A 15,683-nucleotide genomic window follows, 5' to 3' on the forward strand; every position below is an offset into this window, starting at 1 on the left:
AACAGCATTGGCAGCATGACAAAATTGGCATCAGCTGCAATTGTCCATTTTCTTGGTGGCCGCAGCATGGCATTACGCCTGCGATGACAACTCTCGCACATATCTCGGACATTCATCTTGGGCCGATGCCACCCGTCGCCTGGACCGACCTGCTGGGCAAGCGCCTCACTGGCTATCTCAACTGGCGGCTGATGCGGCACGATACGCTGAACGGAGAGGGCCTCAATAGCCTGGTCCGCCACATGCGCGAGCAGAACGCCGAATTCACCGCAGTCACCGGCGACCTGGTCAATCTGGCGCTGCCTGCCGAAGTTGTGCGCGCCGGAGAATGGCTCAAAACCGTCGGCCCCGCCGAAACCACCTGCGTCTCTCCTGGCAATCACGACGCTTACGTGCCGGGCGCACTCGAACAAGCCAAGCGCGATTGGGGCGCCTATATGCAGGGCGAAACCCTCGACAACGAGGCCTTCCCCTTCGTCCGTCGTGTTGGAGATCTCGCGATCATTTCCTGCTCGAGCGCCGTTCCCACCCGACCATTCCTCGCCATCGGCCGGTTTGAAGAAGCGCAGGCAGCCCGGCTCGCCAAAATCCTCAAGGCCATGGACGATGCTGGTTTCTTCCGCGTGGTGATGATCCATCATCCGCCCAATCAGGAACTGCAGCACCCATCCTTTGGCCTCAAGGGCCATAAACTGTTCCGCCAGGTGATTGCTGATAACGGCGCCGAACTGGTGCTGCATGGCCATACCCACCGCTCCTCGATCCACTCGATTAAGGGACTCAACCACGAAGTCCCGGTGATCGGCGTCGCCTCGGCAAGTTCGGCCCAGGGTGGCACGCTGGACGATCCGGCCCGCTACAATCTGTTCCGTGTCGATCGAAGTGGCACTGGCTGGACCTGCACCATGCGCGAATTCGGCTACCAACGGCTCGGCAGCGAAATCGTCATGCGGATGCAAATGCGCATCTACTGACGAATCCTGCCTTGATCGCTATATAGAAGAACAGCAGCGCCACGACGCGCGCGGAGTGCTTCGCAGATTGACCACGCATTTTCTCATCGAACGCCCGCTGTTTGACGCCGCCACCGGGATCGCGCGGTTCGAATATGGGCTCGATGACCGCAAGTTCATTGAAGTACTGGAACTGCCCGCTGGGTTTGATGCTTCGCAGGCGCAAACGGCAGCTTTCCGCAAACTGCTCGACCTGACTGCGCTCGTCCTCGGCGTCAGCTATTTCAAGCTGCTCGCTCCACTGGAAATTTGCGCCCCGACAATTGCGCTTACCAATGCCGAGCGCGCCTTCGTCATCGACATCTACGAAAATGGCCTCGGCGAATTTTACGCGCGCAATAACCTGCTGCGCTTTGGCAGACTGTCAGTCGATGCGCCGCTCGACGTTAACGATCCGCTAACAGTTTCGTCACTGCAAGACCGCGCTTTGTTACCCATTGGCGGCGGCAAGGACTCGCTGGTGAGCGTGGAATTGCTGCAGGCCGCAGGCATCGAATTTACCCCGTTTGCCGTCAGTCCCAAGGGTCCGATCCTGACCTCGGTCGACAAGATCGGCATCACCCCGATTTTCGTGACCCGCACGCTCGACAAGACCATGATCCAGCTTTCCCAGGAGCCGGGCTATTACAACGGCCATGTGCCCTCCACCGCCATCAACTCAATGATCGCCTCGCTCTGCGCGGTGCTGTTTGGCTACAATCGCATCGTGCTCTCCAACGAGCGCTCGGCCAGCGAAGGCAATGTTGTGTTCGACGGCCGCGAGGCCAATCACCAATATTCAAAATCCCTTGGTTTTGAACGACTTATCGCCAGCACCCTGAGCAACGCCACTGGCGGCGCGTTGAGTTATTTCTCCCTTCTGCGCCCTTATTCCGAAGCCCGCATCGCCACCTTGTTCGCCCGCGAAACCCGCTACGACAAGGTATTTTCGAGCTGCAATCGCAATTTCCGCCTCTCGGGTCACGAGGGCCCGCTCTGGTGCGGCGAATGTCCAAAATGCCATTTCGTCTTCCTGATCTTCGCCCCGGTGATGGACAAGGATCGCCTGATCGGCATTTTCGGCCAGAACCTGCTCGCCAAACCCGAGCACGAGGCCTCGTTCCGCGAACTGACCGGCCTGGCCGGACAAAAGCCATGGGAATGCGTCGGCGAAATCCTCGAAGCGGCCGCCTGCCTCTATGAGTTGACCAAACGCGCTGAATGGGCTGGCGAGGCTATCGTCGTGCGCCTCAAATCCGATCTGGAAGCCCAGTATGGCGAACAAAGGCTGGCCACCGCGCTGATCGAACTGATGACCGATAGCACCGAGCATCACATACCAGCCGATGTGGTCCGGCGGATAGCGTCCCATGCAGTTTGAACAGCCCGTCCTGCTCTACGGCGCCGGTCGCGAGGCCCGCTCCACCAGGTCGTTTCTCGCTGCGCGCCAGCCGGACCTTAAAGTCTATGTCACCGTCGATAGCGGCGACGCCGACATTGACGGTGCCGAAATTATCGCTCCCGCTGACCTTGATGCAGCCATTGCGGCCCACAAATTCGGGTCAATCATCAAAAGCCCCGGCGTGTCGCGCTACAAACCAATCTTCCAGACCGCTGAAGCCGCCGGCGTCCCCATCACGTCCAATCTCAATCTCTGGGCCGCCGCCTATCGCCACGGCCGCCAGGTCATTGCCATCACCGGCACCAAGGGTAAATCCACCACGGCCACGCTGGCCCACCTGATGCTGACAGCGTCTGGCATCGACGCGGGCCTTGCCGGCAATGTCGGTCTTGCACCGCTCGAAATCGCCGACAAACACCAGACGGTGGTGCTGGAGCTTTCCAGTTATCAAACCGCCGACATCAACTTCCTGCCCGATATCGCCGCCCTCACCAACCTGTACCCCGAACATGTCGACTGGCATGGCAGTGTCGAGCGGTACTTCCACGACAAGCTGCATCTGATTGACCGCGATGGTCCGATGCGTATCGCCCTGGGCGCGGCGGCACAGACCAATGCGCTGGTGCAGGCAGCAACGCGCGACCGCAGCCGCTTTGTGCCCGCGCTGACGGCCCAGCAGGAACAGGCCATTGTCGCGGCCGCCGGCACGTCGCGCCTCAAAGGCGCCCACAACCTGGACAACGCCCGCCTCGCTGCACAAATCACGCTGGCCGCTGGCGGCACGTTCGATGGTGTTATCAAAGGCGTCGCTGATTTCACGCCGCTGCCACACCGGCTGGAAGAGCACCATTTCGGCGACATCGCCTTTATCGACGACTCGATCTCGACCACCCCCGAAGCCACCAAGGCCGCACTCGCTGCCTATCACGGCCAGCGTATCGCACTGATCGCGGGCGGCCACGAACGGCAGCAGGATTATGCTGAACTGGCCACTCTGCTGTCCGGTCACGGCGTGGCCACTCTGGTCTGTCTGCCGGTAACGGGCGATCGTCTGGCAACCGCCACGCGCGCCGCCGCCCCGGACATTACGGTCCTGGAGCAGCCAAACCTCGACGGTGCCATGCGCGCGCTACTGGCGCTGCGCGCAGATTTTGACACCGTCATCCTGTCGCCGGGAGCGCCGTCCTATAACCAGTTCAAGAATTTCGAAGAACGTGGCCGGATCTTCGTCGCCCTTGCCGAACGATTGTTTGCCCCGGAGCGCTCGGCCTAGAAGGAGCCGCGCAGCGCCTCGTCGGGCACGCCGGCGTGCTTGAGCGCGGCTGCAATGGTGTCAAGCAGCGCCTTGTCGGCCACCCAGCGGCGCAGGCTGGGCAAAATGCCCTCCGCCCGGAAGCTGGTCGCGTCGAGAATCTGCGGCAAATAGCGGTTGACCACATCGGTATTGTTTGAGCCCACGGCCGCCACAACTGCCAATACCGGTCCCAGTTCCCGGTCGGCAGTTGCGTAAATGGCCGCGTCCTCAATCGCCAACGCAAAATCGGATTCGTGCAGCGCCACCAGCGCCGGCACGCCGTAATACCAGGGCGGCGGCTCCGGCGAGGCATATACCGCCGCATTGGACATTTCGATTGCATCGTCCAGATTGCCACCCAGCGCCAACAAACGGGCAAATCCTGCAAGCGCATCCGCATTGGCGGGATTGAGCTGGACTGATGAACTGAACGCGACGCGCGACGCTTCCACATCGCCCTGCGCCTGAGCAAAGCGTGCCTGCTGCTCCCACACAAAACCGCTGATCGGGGACTGGGCCAGCGCCATCTGCATGTCGTCACGCGCCAATGCGACCCGCGCGGCGCCGTCGCCGTCTCGCGGCTGGGGCGCATCGATCAACAAAATCGCGGCAGCCGCCAACGCGCGACCGCTTTGTCGATCACCATCAGGCAAGCCGGCGAAACAATCCGAGGCGAGCGCGCCGTCCGCCATCAGCCCGGTGTCGCGAAACTGGTGAAACTGCATCAGGCAGCCATACACACTCCTCGCAGACCCGGGAGCAATCGCAGCACCAACCCATTCACGCCCCGCCGCATGCAGGGGCCCTCTGGTACTACCCAAAATGAGACTGAAATCGCGAGAAATTGCATCGAGCCCAGCAGTCTCAAAGGCCTGTCCCTGCTTCATTGAAATCGACTTGCTCCACACCACCGTGCTGGAGCGAGCATCGGTCAGAATAGCGCTGTACTGCACATTGCCGTCGCTGATCCGCGCAATCCCCGTCAGATTATAGTCCGTCTCCTGCAGGCTATCGGCCGGAACCGCCGCAACGCCGGTGCCGGCGTAGCGCACGGTTACATCCTCGAACTGCTCGAGATCGGTCACCAATTCGATAGACAGTCCCGCCACCAGGGGCTTCCGGTTGGCGTCGCCGGTCAGGTTCTGAAATTCGAACACCGTCACCGATGGTGGCTGGGGCCCCTCGGATGCATGAAGGGTACTCATCATACCCGGGCCCATGGTCGACATCACGATCGCCAGCGCGGCGACTGCCAGCACCAGAAAGGCCAATGCCAGCCAAGAGCGCGCCATTCCCGAAAACCGTGATTCGGGGACGACTTCGGCGGACTGCCGACGCTCCTGGGCAGCGGTACCACTGTGAAATTCTGGCGTGTAACGTCCAACCGGCAGATAAAGCCGCACGAATGAGCCCCGGCCGGGGCCATCATAGTAACTGTCAAGTAAAGCCCGCAATCGACGCGCCTGCACCCTGACGATCGGATCGGTCTGCGGATCAAAATCCGGATTGCGACCGAACACATCAACCGCGATGGCGTAGGCCTTGATCCCTTGGCCGTCGCCATCCAGCGTCCGCATCACTATGTAATTGAGGAACTTTCCCAGTTGCGGGGAACGAGACATTTCTTCCCAGCCCAGGACATCCCCCAGGGCTTTGGTGACCTGCTCACGATCCGGCGCGGTCTCCGTTGCCAACGCGTCCTCCCGCGTTCATCTGGCCCGATTTACATGTAAAAAGCAAGGCGCGTTACGCTGGCTTTACACCAGTTTGCCTAACACTCCCCACAGATGAAGCGCATATCAGCGTCGTTGCAGTTTGCGGACTGCGGCTGTTTTCGGGCTCTAGGCCGGCCCGATTCCGTATTGACCACCATTTATTCTGTTAGAAACGCGCTTCTTCCAAGGGGCGTGTTTCTGGCGTTTTCAATCAGTGCCTGATGGCGCCAGCGGGGCGCAAGGAAGACCATGAATTTGCGTTCGAACACTGCCCTTGGGCTTGCGCTCATTGATGACGATGCTTTTTCGGCCCAATTGCTGACGCGCATGCTGCTGGCTGCTGGCGCGCCGCAGGTGACCTGGCTCGGCGGCCGTGACGACGGCAAAGCCAAGCTCGACGACCTGCTGGCGACACCCGGTGCAACCAGCGGAACGATGCTGATTGTTGACCTGAAGGCCAGCAGCCTGGCGACCCAGGAATTTGTTGCCTCGATCGCTGCTGCTGCCGGCGACCTCGATCTGCCGATCGTGGCGATGGCGCAGGCCGACGATCGCGAAACGCGCTCGGCGCTCTACAGGGCCGGCGCGGCCGGCGTTTTTGTACGCCATGCCGATCGCGATGCATACCGGCTGCAGGCAGCCGAAATAGTCAGTTTCTGGGCGCGCATCCGGCGCCCGGCAGCAGTTGGCATGTAACACCTGCGTCCACAGGTTGCATGCCTCGGTGGGGAAGGATGCTGCATGGGTACGCTTGCGCGGCACCTGCATTCCCAAGTGTCCTCCCCACCAAACTTCCCGGCGCAGCCAGCCCTCCTCTGGCTGCGCCGGTTGCGGTGCCCCTCCCTGGCACTGCAGGGAAATGCGGCAGCGAAACCCTCCCGGTCGCTTCCGCACCTGGGGAGAAGCACGTTGATGGCGCTGGTTCCCTGCGCCAATGGGCTGCTTCTCCCCACGACCCCAATTTCAGTCAAACGCCAGTTCGCACCAGCCGGCGCGCGCCGCTGCCTTCCTGTGCCAGCCGATCGCCGGCGTTATACAGCGGGCAACGATCCAGCGACAGGCAACCGCAGCCGATGCAACCATCCAGCTCGTCGCGGAGCCGCTCCAGCAGCGTAATGCGCCAGCTCAGTTTCTCCCGCCACTGCGTCGAAATGGCCGCCCAATCATCCCTGCCCGGCGCTCTCCCGTTTGGCAGGCCGCTCAACGCCTCGCCAACTTCGGCCAGCGAAATCCCCATCTCCTGCGCCATGCGAATAATTGCCACCCGCCGCAGCACGTCGTTCTCGTAACGCCGCTGGTTTCCCGACGTGCGATAGCTGCGGATCAGCCCCTTGGCTTCGTAGAAATGCAGCGCCGATACTGCCACCCCACTCCGCCGCGCCAATTCACCCACCGTCAGCGCTTTGTGCATTTTCCGCTTTACCTCAACTAAACTTGAGGTTGTACCGGTAGCATCGAACGGTGCATCAGCCTAGATGAACCCCCAATAGCCCAACTGCAGGATGACAAATGACCGAAGCCACCAGCACCTGGGGCGACCTTTTCCGCGGCAACAATGGCCTCCGCATTGCCGTATTGACTGGTGGGGTGGGCCTGCACGCCATCAATGTGTTGATGGGCGAAACCCTGTTGCCCTCAGTCGTCGGTGATATTGGCGGGTTGGATCTGTTCGCGTGGAACGTCTCGATATTCATCGTCGCATCGATCATTGCGTCGATCTTTGCGGCCATCCGCCCCTTTGGCATCGGACCGCGCAGCAATTACATCCTGGCCACCTGCGCATTCGGTCTTGGCAGCCTGATCTGCGGTCTTGCGGTCAACATGCCGATCATGCTGGTCGGACGCGCCGTTCAGGGACTTGGTGCCGGCCTGCTCATGGCCCTGAGCTACGGCATGGTCCGGCTGATTTTCCCACAAAATCTGTGGCCCCGTGCCATTTCCCTGGTGTCCGGGGTCTGGGGCGTCGCAACCCTGATCGGACCTGCCATCGGCGGGGTCTTTGCCCAGCTTGATGCCTGGCGCTTCGCCTTTATCCTGCTGGTGCCGCTTGCATTTATCCTCTGCGCGCTGTCGATGCGGGTCATTCCTCGCCACAGCGACGAGCGCGGCGTCGACAACGTGCCGGTCTTGCAGGTCGGCCTGGTGGTCGGCGCTGTGCTGCTGATCTCGGTGGCCAGCGTGCAAACCGCCAATCCTGCGCTTGCCCTGGCGCTCACTCTCGCCGCTGTTCTGGCGATAATCTGGCTTGGCTATGCTGAGCGCCATTCCGACCGCCGCCTGCTCCCGACGGGAACATTTACGGCCGCCTCAGTAATCGCGCCACTCTTTGCCACGATGCTGCTCCTGCAGTTGTCGATTACCAGCGACGTGTTCGTGCCGCTGTTCCTGCAGCGCCTGCACGCCCAACCGCCGCTGATGGCGGGCTATCTGGTTGCCCTGCTATCCCTGGGCTGGACCACGGGCTCGATGCTGTTGTCCGGGCAGACCGGCAACAATGCCCGAGCCGTTCTGGTTGGCGGCCCCATTGCCGTCGGGCTTGCTGCAATCGGGTTGGCGCTGTTCATGGCGCGAGATAACGCCAGTGGCGACCTGCTGCTGGTCCTCCCCGTTGCGGCGTCACTGCTCCTGCTTGGGCTCGGCATCGGTTCGGCATGGCCACATCTGCTGACCCGCTTGATGGCCGCGGCGCCAGAGGGCGAGAAGGACATCACCTCCGCCGCCATCTCGATGGTGCAGCTGTTTGCCAGCGGCTTTGGCGCCGCCCTTGGCGGCACCATCGTCAATCTGGCCGGCTTGTCCGAGAAGGGGAGCACGCAAGGCGCCATCCATGCCGCAAACTGGCTTTACAGCCTGTTCGCACTGGTGCCGATCATCGCCATCGGCACCGCGCTGATTGTCGTTCGCCGCGCCAACCAACCGGAAGGCCAGCTCAAACCGTCTTGAGCCAGCCGCCGTCAACGAAATAGGTGCTGCCCGTCGAATAGCTGGCCTTGGGCGAGCACATGAAGACGAAGAAGTTCGCCAACTCCTCAGGCGTGCCAAACCGCTTCATACCACCGGCTTCGTTGGCAACGTTTTGCAGATGGGCCTCCCAGCCGTCCTCGCCGGCGATCTGCTTGGCGGTCTTGATCCAGTCCGGCGTCAGGATCAGCCCCGGATTGATCGTATTGACGCGGATATTGTCGCCCACCACCTCATTGGCCAAGGTTTTGGAAAACATCATCAATGCGGCCTTGGTGGTGTTGTAGATCGGCTCATACCACAACGGCTGCACCGCGCAGATCGAAGCATTGTGCAACACCACGCCGCCACCGCGCTTCTTCATGCCCGGCACCAGTCCTCGCGCTAGTCGCACAGCCGCCATCACATGCAGATCCCAATAATACTGCCACTTGGCGTCGTCGGCTTCCTGGATGGTTTCGTTGGAACCCGTCCCGGCATTATTGATCAGGATATCGGCCCCACCGAAGGCTTTCTGCGTACCCTGGATCACGGCATCACAGCCTTCGGCGGTGGCAACGTCTGCCGCAATTGCTGTAGCGATAATGCCGAACGCATCGGCAATCCGCGCCGCCTCATCCTCGCCGCGCGCCTTGTCGCGCCCGACGAGCACCAGGTTCACCCCCTCTGCCGCCAACCCTTCGGCTACCGCCAGGCCTATCCCCACCGTGCCGCCGGTGATCACCGCAACCTTGTCGCGCAACTCCAAGTCCATGACGCTCTCCCCCCGCTCCTCCGTTATCGAAGGCTTACCTGGCCACGCGAATTTGCAGCTTCACATCGGTCGAGCGCGCTTCGACGGCTCGCTCGAATGCCTTGATCGAATCCTCGAACGCAAACGTCTCCGAAATCAGCGGCTTCAGATCCACCCGGCCCGACGCAAACAGCGCGATTGCGCGGTCGTATTGATGGGCATAGCGGAACACCGTCTCGATCTTGAGTTCCTTGGTCGACGCCGTGGCGATATCGAACGGTGCCGGCTCCACCGGCAGCCCCACCACCACAATGGTCCCACCGGGACGGGGCAGATCCATAATGGTCTTCCAGGCATGTGGCGAACCCGAACATTCAAACACTACGTCGGCGCCCCAGTCCTCGGTCAGTTTCTTAACCTCGGCAACCAGGTTTTGTTCACGAATATTGACCGGAATGACCCCCTGGTAGCGCGCCGCAATGTCGAGCTTGGGCTGCGCCAGATCGGCAACGATCACCCGGGCGCACCCACCGGCCAGCGCCGCAATCGCCACCATGGTGCCGATCGGGCCGGCCCCCAGCACCACGGCGGTGTCGCCCGGCTTGATGCCGGCCTTGAACGCTGCCTGCATGCCAACGGCAAACGGCTCCACCATCGCCCCTTCGGCAAAGCTCACATTATCGGGAAGTTTGAAGGTGTAATTGGCAGGATGCACCACCTCGGCGGTCAGCACGCCATGAACCGGCGGCGTAGCCCAGAATGTCACTGCCGGATCGATATTATACATGCCCAGCCGCGCCGCCCGCGAATTGGGGTCGGGAATACCCGGCTCCATGCAAACGCGATCACCAATCTTGAGATGGCTGACACCCTCGCCCACTTCGATGATCGTCCCGGCCGCTTCATGCCCCAGCACCATCGGCGCATTGACCACGAACGGGCCGATCTTGCCATGCGTGTAGTAGTGTATGTCAGACCCGCACACGCCCACCGTATGGATGGCAATCTTGACCATGCCGCGGCCAACCGCCAACGGCAGATCGATATCGCGCAAGGCCAGCTCGTGCTGACGCTCCAGAACCAGCGCCCTAACTTTCGTCATCTCAATTCCAATCTTGACCGCAACGGACGGCGAAGCACTGGCTCCAACCGCCCTCAACCATTCACATTGAATAGTCCCTGGGCCTGCCAACGGCAATGCGACCGTGCGTTTCATCGCGACGCCATGATGATTTGATTTTCTTTCAATCATCCGCCTTGCACGGAGCTATTTCCGGTTTTCGGTAACGTGTCCGCAATTCTACGTGGCTAGACTGGCGCCAATATCTGTCAATGGTCGCCCAATGCAGTCTAGATCGTCACCGATACAGCGCCGGCAGTTTTCCACGGGCGTTCTGCTGCCCGCCATTCTTGCATTGCTGATTACCGCTTCGGCTGTCCTGGGTTTCGTGATCTGGTCGACTGCCGATATTGATAATCGCGCCCTCAACCGGCAAACCACTCTGGTTGCTCAGGTCATGTCCGCGCAACTGGCCAGCATCATCCACGAACAGGAAAGCGTTTCCGTCTGGGATGACGCGGTTGTCAACACCAAGCTGGCGTTCAACCTCAAATGGGTCGACGCCAACCTCGGGCAGTGGATGTTCGAATTCTTTGGCCATAACCGCGCCATCGTGCTGGATGCCGAAAACCGGCCGCTCTATCTGATGAAAAATGGCAAATCCGCCCCGGTGGAGAACTATAGCGAGCTGTCTGGTACGATAGCACCTATCGTGACCAAGTTGCGCGCCGATATCGCCGCTGGCGGGCTCATCCCCTTCAATACCAAGGCCACTAGCGTTCCGGTCTCCGATGCTGAGTTCGTCATCATTGAAGGCATGCCCGCCATTGTCAGCGCCATGCCTATCGTTTCGGACACCCGCGCGCTGATCCAGGACCCGGGCACCGAAATTATTCTGGTCAACGTGCTGTTCCTCGATGCTGCCTATTCCAGTTGGCTGATGCAGGACTACCTGTTCGAAGGCGCCGCCTTCTCGCTGACGCGCACCGACGACATCTCCAAGTCTGTCTATCCGTTAGTCAGCGGCAGCGGCCGCATGGTCGGCTTTTTCGAGTGGCGCCGCGATCGGCCGGGCCAATTGATGCTGGCCCAGACTGGCCCGGCTTTGGCGCTGGCCTTTATGGTCGCCGGCCTTCTGATTTTCCTGCTGCTGCGAAAGCTCCACAAATCGTCGACCGCGCTCGAGGATGGACGACTGCATGCCGAACACCAGGCCGCACATGACCGGCTGACCGGCCTTGCCAACCGCGCCAGCTTTGATGCGCAACTGGCCCGCGTCCTGACCAGTTCGGGCACGGCCAATAGCCAGGTCACACTGATGATGCTGGATCTGGACCGGTTCAAGCAGGTCAATGATACGCTGGGCCATCAGGCTGGCGACGAACTGCTTTGTGCTGTGGGCGAACGCCTGCGCCGCGTAATGGCCAGCACCGAAGGCAGTAACGCATTATCCGGCATCGAAATCATCGCTCGCTTCGGCGGCGACGAATTTGCTATCCTGCACGTCTCACGCCACGGCATTGCCGACATGATGGCGCTTTCGGCCACTATCATCCAGACCATCGAACAGCCGTTCGAGATCTCGCGCGGCAAGGCGTTCATCGGTGTCAGTGTCGGCGTTGTCAATGCCGCCACCGGCGGCACCGAACCGCGCGAACTGATCCGCAAGGCTGATATTGCGCTGTATCAGGCCAAGTCCAGCGGCAGCAATCGCGCCGTGATCTACGAAGAGCACATGAACGAGATGCTGCAATTGCAGCGCACCATCGAGGCCGAGCTGCGTGAAGCGCTGCGCCGCGATGATCAGTTGTCGGTTGTTTTCCAGCCGCTGGTCGATCAGGCGACGCGCAAGACCATTGGCGCCGAGGCACTATCGCGCTGGAACCACCCCAAATTCGGACAGATTTCTCCCGCCAAGTTTATTCCGGTTGCCGAAAGCACGGGCCTGATTGAAAGCCTGGGCGATTTCGTGTTGCGCAAGGCCTGTCAGCTTGGCGCCTCGGTGCCAGGTCGCACCATTGCCGTCAACATTTCGCCGACCCAGTTGCGCAACCCCAAATTCGCCACTCGCGTCTTTGACGTGCTCCACCAGACCGGCATGCGGCCGACTGATCTTGAACTGGAAATCACCGAAAGCATCCTGCTGGACGATGAACATGTATCATCGCAGAACCTGCGCACCTTCCGCGCGTCAGGCATCCATATCGCCCTTGACGATTTCGGCACTGGCTATTCATCGCTGAGCTATCTCAAGCGCTATCCGGTGGACCGGATCAAGATCGACCGTTCATTCATCAACCAACTCTCCGAGGGTCACGTCTCCGTCGCCATCGCGCAAGCCATGGTGACTTTGGCCCACGCGATGGATATCGAAGTCACCGCCGAAGGGGTAGAAACTGAACAGCAGGCCGGAATCCTGGCGACGCTGGGGTGCAACACCCTGCAGGGGTTCCTGTTCTCCGCCGCAGTTCCGCGCGATCGCATCGAAGCGATGTTCGCTGATCCAGTGAACGCCATAGCGCGGCGGACCGAGGTCGCTTAGCTCAAGCGCGCCAATACCGCGCCCAACCGCTGCTCGCGCTGCTTGAGGCCGGGTTTTATCCGAGCCGTGCTGCTCCACAATGTGCCCAGCCTGCCCTCGTCAAACAGCTTGAACAAGCACGGTGCAATGTAGCTCTTGCGGCAGATCATCGGCGTGTTGCGCAAAAACTCCGATACCTCGCGCGCCACCTGCGCCATCTGTCGCTTCCGGGCAGAAACCGAAGCACCCAGTTCCAGCTTGGCCAAAGCCTCACCCGCCAACGCACTGGCGTGCAGAGTACGGAAATCCTTGGCCGCAATCTGCACGCCGGCAATCTCGCGCAAGTACTGGTTGATGGCCGAGGTTCTGATCGCGCTCATTTTCCCGTCGGCGTTCCGAAATACCAGCAGTCGTTTGCCAGGCAGGGTCTTGATCCGGGTAACGGCATCGGCCAGCCGCGCATCGGTCACGCAATAGCGCGCCTTCTTGCCGCCCTTGGCGTCGAACGCCATGCACACTTCATCCTGCGACACGGTAACGTCGCGTGAAAACAATGTCCCTGCGCCGCGTGTGCCACTGGTTTCCAGATATTTTTCGCGACCAACGCGCATTGCCGTCCGATCGATCATCGCCACCGCAATCGCCAAAGCCAGTTTCTGCGACCCGGTCTCAGCCGTGAGGTCCTGTTGAACGCGTCGCCGCAATCGAGGCAGCGCCACCGTCAACAATGACAGACGCTCCAACTTCTTTCCGGTGCGCTTCACCTCCCAATCGGGATGATAGATGTACTGGATGCGCCCGGCCTCATCGGTGCCCAGCGCCTGGATATGCGCCCGGGGATGTGGGGCAATGCGAACATCCCGCCATGCCGGTGGAATGCCAAGCGCCTGAATGCGGGCCTTGTTGGCGCTATCGCTAATCACCGCCCCGTCTGCAGCGCGATACGACCAGCCCGTGCCACTCCGTCGACGACCAATCGTCAAGTCCTCACGCGCTGTTTTTACTAACGCTCGCACCATTGCCGTCAGGCCGCGCCGGATTGGGTCATCGTATAAATCAGATAGATCGCGGCGAAGGCCACTACGATCAATGTCGAGGAAATAACCAGCACACGCAGGTTGGTCTTCTGCCCGGTGGCCTGGCGAACCTCGTCCGTGGTCTTGTGGGTATCCTTCGTTTTCATCGTGGCCTCCCTTTCCCCTAACCAACGTGCACCGCGCCAATGCGGTTCCGACCCTTGACGACACGTCCCCAGGAGCCGACTTTCGAGCATCTGTATGAACGGAACTTCAATGCTTTCATCTCAATCGCTGACGCGCATGATCCTCGCCGGCCAAGGCAAGACGCCCGCCGATATCGTCATTCGCAATGTGAGCCTGCTCGATGTCATTACCGGCGCCATCACCGTCACCGATATCGCCATTGTCGAAGACCGCATCGTCGGCACCCACCAAAACTACGAAGGCAAGACCATCATCGACGGCACCGGGCGCTTTGCCGTCCCTGGCTTCATCGATACCCATCTGCACATCGAGTCCTCGCTGGTCACCCCATTCGAGTTCGACCGTTGCGTGCTGCCCCATGGCGTTACGACAGTGATCTGCGATCCGCACGAAATCGCCAATGTGCTGGGCGCCGAGGGCATCCGCTATTTCCTCGATTGCGCCGAACAGACGGTGATGGACGTTCGGGTAAACCTCTCTTCCTGCGTTCCCGCCACCGCCTTCGAAACCTCGGGCGCCGCGCTGGAAATCGACGACCTCGAACCGTTCCGCAGCCACAACAAGGTCATCGGGCTGGCCGAAGTGATGAATTTTCCCGGTGTTCTCAACAGCGATCCAGGCATCATCGCCAAACTGCTGGCGTTCCAGGACGGCCATATCGATGGGCACGCGCCGCTGTTGCGTGGTGAAGCGCTCAACGGCTACCTCGCGGCCGGCATCCGCACCGATCACGAAGCGACCACCGCCGCCGAAGCGCGCGAGAAGCTGGCCAAGGGCATGGCGATCCTGATCCGCGAAGGCTCGGTCTCCAAAGACCTCACGGCGCTGGCCGAAATCCTCGACGAAAACACCTCGAGCTTCGTCGCGCTCTGCACCGATGATCGCAATCCACTCGATATCGCCGAAGAGGGGCACCTCGATAGCTCGATCCGCCGGCTGATCGCCATGGGCCGGCCGCTGCACCACGTCTATCGCGCCGCCTCGCACTCCGCCGCCCGCATCTTCGGCCTCAAGGATCGCGGCCTGCTTGCCCCCGGCTGGCGTGCCGATATCGCCTTGCTCGATAGTCTCGAAGGCTGTTTTGTGTCCGACGTGATCTCGGGCGGGCGACTGGTCGTTGCCGAACTCTTCGCCGCACGCATCCCCGTCGCGCCGGTCGGCCTCACTTCAATGAAGGCCACCCCAGTCACCGCCAAATCCTTCGATACGCCTGCCAAGCCCGGCCGCAACGAAACCCCGGTGATCGGCGTCAAACCCGGGCTGATCCTGACCTTCCGGGAAAGCGCCACGCTGGAACAAACCGAGAGCGGGCTGCAACCCGATCTGAATGCTGATGTGATCAAGGTTGCCGTGGTCGAGCGGCATGGCCTCAATGGCAATATCGGCCGCAGCTTCGTCAAAGGCTTCGGCCTCAAGACCGGCGCTATCGCCTCATCGGTGGGTCACGACAGCCACAACATCACGGTTATCGGCGCCAACGACGCGGACATGGCCGTGGCAGTCAATCGGCTGATCGAACTGGGAGGCGGCTTCGCCGTGGCCCAGGACGGCACGATCACTGCCGAACTCGCTTTGCCCCTCGCCGGCCTTATGAGCCTTGAACCGTTCGAAACCGTGGCTCACAAGCTGCATCATCTGCGCGATGCCGCCAACGCACTGGGCTGCGTCCTGCCCGAACCCTTCTTGCAGGTGGCGTTCCTGGCTTTGCCAGTCATCCCGCATTTGAAGATGACAGACAGGGGTCTCTTTGACGTCGATAAGTTCGATTTTGTCGACTGAACT

General features: G+C 61.0%; 13 protein-coding genes. 7 read left to right on the top strand and 6 right to left on the bottom strand.

Annotated elements, in window-relative coordinates; translation table 11 throughout:
* Positions 1–83 precede the first annotated feature (83 nt).
* From ABIT12_RS07450 to murD, 3 genes are all read left to right on the top strand, one after another.
* Positions 84–974 carry a metallophosphoesterase gene (locus ABIT12_RS07450; protein ID WP_348044870.1) on the top strand — a complete coding sequence of 297 codons (891 nt, stop codon included), beginning with the start codon at positions 84–86 and terminating at the stop codon, positions 972–974.
* A gap of 67 nt (positions 975–1,041) precedes the next feature.
* Positions 1,042–2,373, top strand: a complete 1,332-nt coding sequence (locus tag ABIT12_RS07455; RefSeq protein WP_348044872.1) for a hypothetical protein — start codon at positions 1,042–1,044, stop codon at positions 2,371–2,373.
* The gene (murD, locus tag ABIT12_RS07460) at positions 2,363–3,667 is read left to right on the top strand and encodes a UDP-N-acetylmuramoyl-L-alanine--D-glutamate ligase (protein ID WP_348044874.1); all 1,305 of its coding nucleotides are present in this window, start codon (positions 2,363–2,365) and stop codon (positions 3,665–3,667) included. Before ABIT12_RS07455 ends, murD begins: the two co-directional genes overlap by 11 nt.
* On the opposite strand, the gene ABIT12_RS07465 is transcribed toward murD, so the two are convergent.
* Entirely contained in the window at positions 3,664–5,382 is a 1,719-nt protein-coding gene (locus ABIT12_RS07465) for a tetratricopeptide repeat protein (RefSeq protein WP_348044876.1), read from the bottom strand. The genes murD and ABIT12_RS07465 overlap by 4 nt on opposite strands.
* Positions 5,383–5,652: 270 nt before the next feature.
* Between ABIT12_RS07465 and ABIT12_RS07470 the strand changes: the two genes are divergently transcribed.
* Positions 5,653–6,099, top strand: a complete 447-nt coding sequence (locus ABIT12_RS07470) for a hypothetical protein (RefSeq protein ID WP_348044878.1) — start codon at positions 5,653–5,655, stop codon at positions 6,097–6,099.
* Between the two features lie 271 nt (positions 6,100–6,370).
* On the opposite strand, the gene soxR is transcribed toward ABIT12_RS07470, so the two are convergent.
* On the bottom strand, positions 6,371–6,814 hold the full coding sequence (soxR, locus tag ABIT12_RS07475; protein ID WP_348044880.1) for a redox-sensitive transcriptional activator SoxR: 444 nt from the start codon (positions 6,812–6,814) through the stop codon (positions 6,371–6,373).
* A 98-nt stretch (positions 6,815–6,912) separates the two neighbouring features.
* Here soxR and ABIT12_RS07480 point away from each other — a divergent pair, with 98 nt between their 5' ends.
* Entirely contained in the window at positions 6,913–8,346 is a 1,434-nt protein-coding gene (locus ABIT12_RS07480) for an MFS transporter (protein WP_348044882.1), read from the top strand.
* On the opposite strand, the gene ABIT12_RS07485 is transcribed toward ABIT12_RS07480, so the two are convergent.
* Together ABIT12_RS07485 and ABIT12_RS07490 are read right to left on the bottom strand one after the other, a co-directional pair.
* The gene (locus tag ABIT12_RS07485) at positions 8,333–9,118 is read right to left on the bottom strand and encodes an SDR family oxidoreductase (RefSeq protein WP_348044884.1); all 786 of its coding nucleotides are present in this window, start codon (positions 9,116–9,118) and stop codon (positions 8,333–8,335) included. The genes ABIT12_RS07480 and ABIT12_RS07485 overlap by 14 nt on opposite strands.
* A gap of 34 nt (positions 9,119–9,152) precedes the next feature.
* Positions 9,153–10,199: an NAD(P)-dependent alcohol dehydrogenase gene (locus ABIT12_RS07490; protein ID WP_348044886.1), complete on the bottom strand. Its 1,047-nt coding sequence runs from the start codon at positions 10,197–10,199 to the stop codon at positions 9,153–9,155.
* 241 nt (positions 10,200–10,440) lie between these two features.
* Here ABIT12_RS07490 and ABIT12_RS07495 point away from each other — a divergent pair, with 241 nt between their 5' ends.
* Positions 10,441–12,699, top strand: a complete 2,259-nt coding sequence (locus ABIT12_RS07495) for a bifunctional diguanylate cyclase/phosphodiesterase (RefSeq protein WP_348044888.1) — start codon at positions 10,441–10,443, stop codon at positions 12,697–12,699.
* Here ABIT12_RS07495 and ABIT12_RS07500 read toward each other — a convergent pair.
* Together ABIT12_RS07500 and ABIT12_RS07505 are read right to left on the bottom strand one after the other, a co-directional pair.
* On the bottom strand, positions 12,696–13,697 hold the full coding sequence (locus ABIT12_RS07500) for a DNA topoisomerase IB (RefSeq protein ID WP_348044890.1): 1,002 nt from the start codon (positions 13,695–13,697) through the stop codon (positions 12,696–12,698). The genes ABIT12_RS07495 and ABIT12_RS07500 overlap by 4 nt on opposite strands.
* A 5-nt stretch (positions 13,698–13,702) precedes the next feature.
* A complete protein-coding gene (locus ABIT12_RS07505; protein ID WP_348044892.1) occupies positions 13,703–13,861 on the bottom strand; it encodes a hypothetical protein in 159 nt (52 codons plus the stop codon).
* A 109-nt stretch (positions 13,862–13,970) separates the two neighbouring features.
* Here ABIT12_RS07505 and ade point away from each other — a divergent pair, with 109 nt between their 5' ends.
* Positions 13,971–15,680 carry an adenine deaminase gene (gene ade / locus ABIT12_RS07510; RefSeq protein WP_348044894.1) on the top strand — a complete coding sequence of 570 codons (1,710 nt, stop codon included), beginning with the start codon at positions 13,971–13,973 and terminating at the stop codon, positions 15,678–15,680.
* The last annotated feature ends 3 nt before the right edge of the window (positions 15,681–15,683 follow it).

It is taken from the genome of Devosia sp., from assembly GCF_039927955.1.
GTDB lineage: Bacteria > Pseudomonadota > Alphaproteobacteria > Rhizobiales > Devosiaceae > Devosia.

Excerpts from the sequence above, each read along its gene's own strand:
- ABIT12_RS07450 (WP_348044870.1), top strand. The coding sequence starts at position 84 with ATGACAACTCTCGCACATATCTCGGACATTCATCTTGGGCCGATGCCA.
- murD (WP_348044874.1), top strand. The coding sequence starts at position 2,363 with ATGCAGTTTGAACAGCCCGTCCTGCTCTACGGCGCCGGTCGCGAGGCC.
- ABIT12_RS07470 (WP_348044878.1), top strand. The coding sequence starts at position 5,653 with ATGAATTTGCGTTCGAACACTGCCCTTGGGCTTGCGCTCATTGATGAC.
- soxR (WP_348044880.1), bottom strand. The coding sequence starts at position 6,814 with ATGCACAAAGCGCTGACGGTGGGTGAATTGGCGCGGCGGAGTGGGGTG.
- ABIT12_RS07480 (WP_348044882.1), top strand. The coding sequence starts at position 6,913 with ATGACCGAAGCCACCAGCACCTGGGGCGACCTTTTCCGCGGCAACAAT.
- ABIT12_RS07485 (WP_348044884.1), bottom strand. The coding sequence starts at position 9,118 with ATGGACTTGGAGTTGCGCGACAAGGTTGCGGTGATCACCGGCGGCACG.
- ABIT12_RS07490 (WP_348044886.1), bottom strand. The coding sequence starts at position 10,199 with ATGACGAAAGTTAGGGCGCTGGTTCTGGAGCGTCAGCACGAGCTGGCC.
- ABIT12_RS07495 (WP_348044888.1), top strand. The coding sequence starts at position 10,441 with ATGCAGTCTAGATCGTCACCGATACAGCGCCGGCAGTTTTCCACGGGC.
- ABIT12_RS07500 (WP_348044890.1), bottom strand. The coding sequence starts at position 13,697 with ATGGTGCGAGCGTTAGTAAAAACAGCGCGTGAGGACTTGACGATTGGT.
- ABIT12_RS07505 (WP_348044892.1), bottom strand. The coding sequence starts at position 13,861 with ATGAAAACGAAGGATACCCACAAGACCACGGACGAGGTTCGCCAGGCC.
- ade (WP_348044894.1), top strand. The coding sequence starts at position 13,971 with ATGCTTTCATCTCAATCGCTGACGCGCATGATCCTCGCCGGCCAAGGC.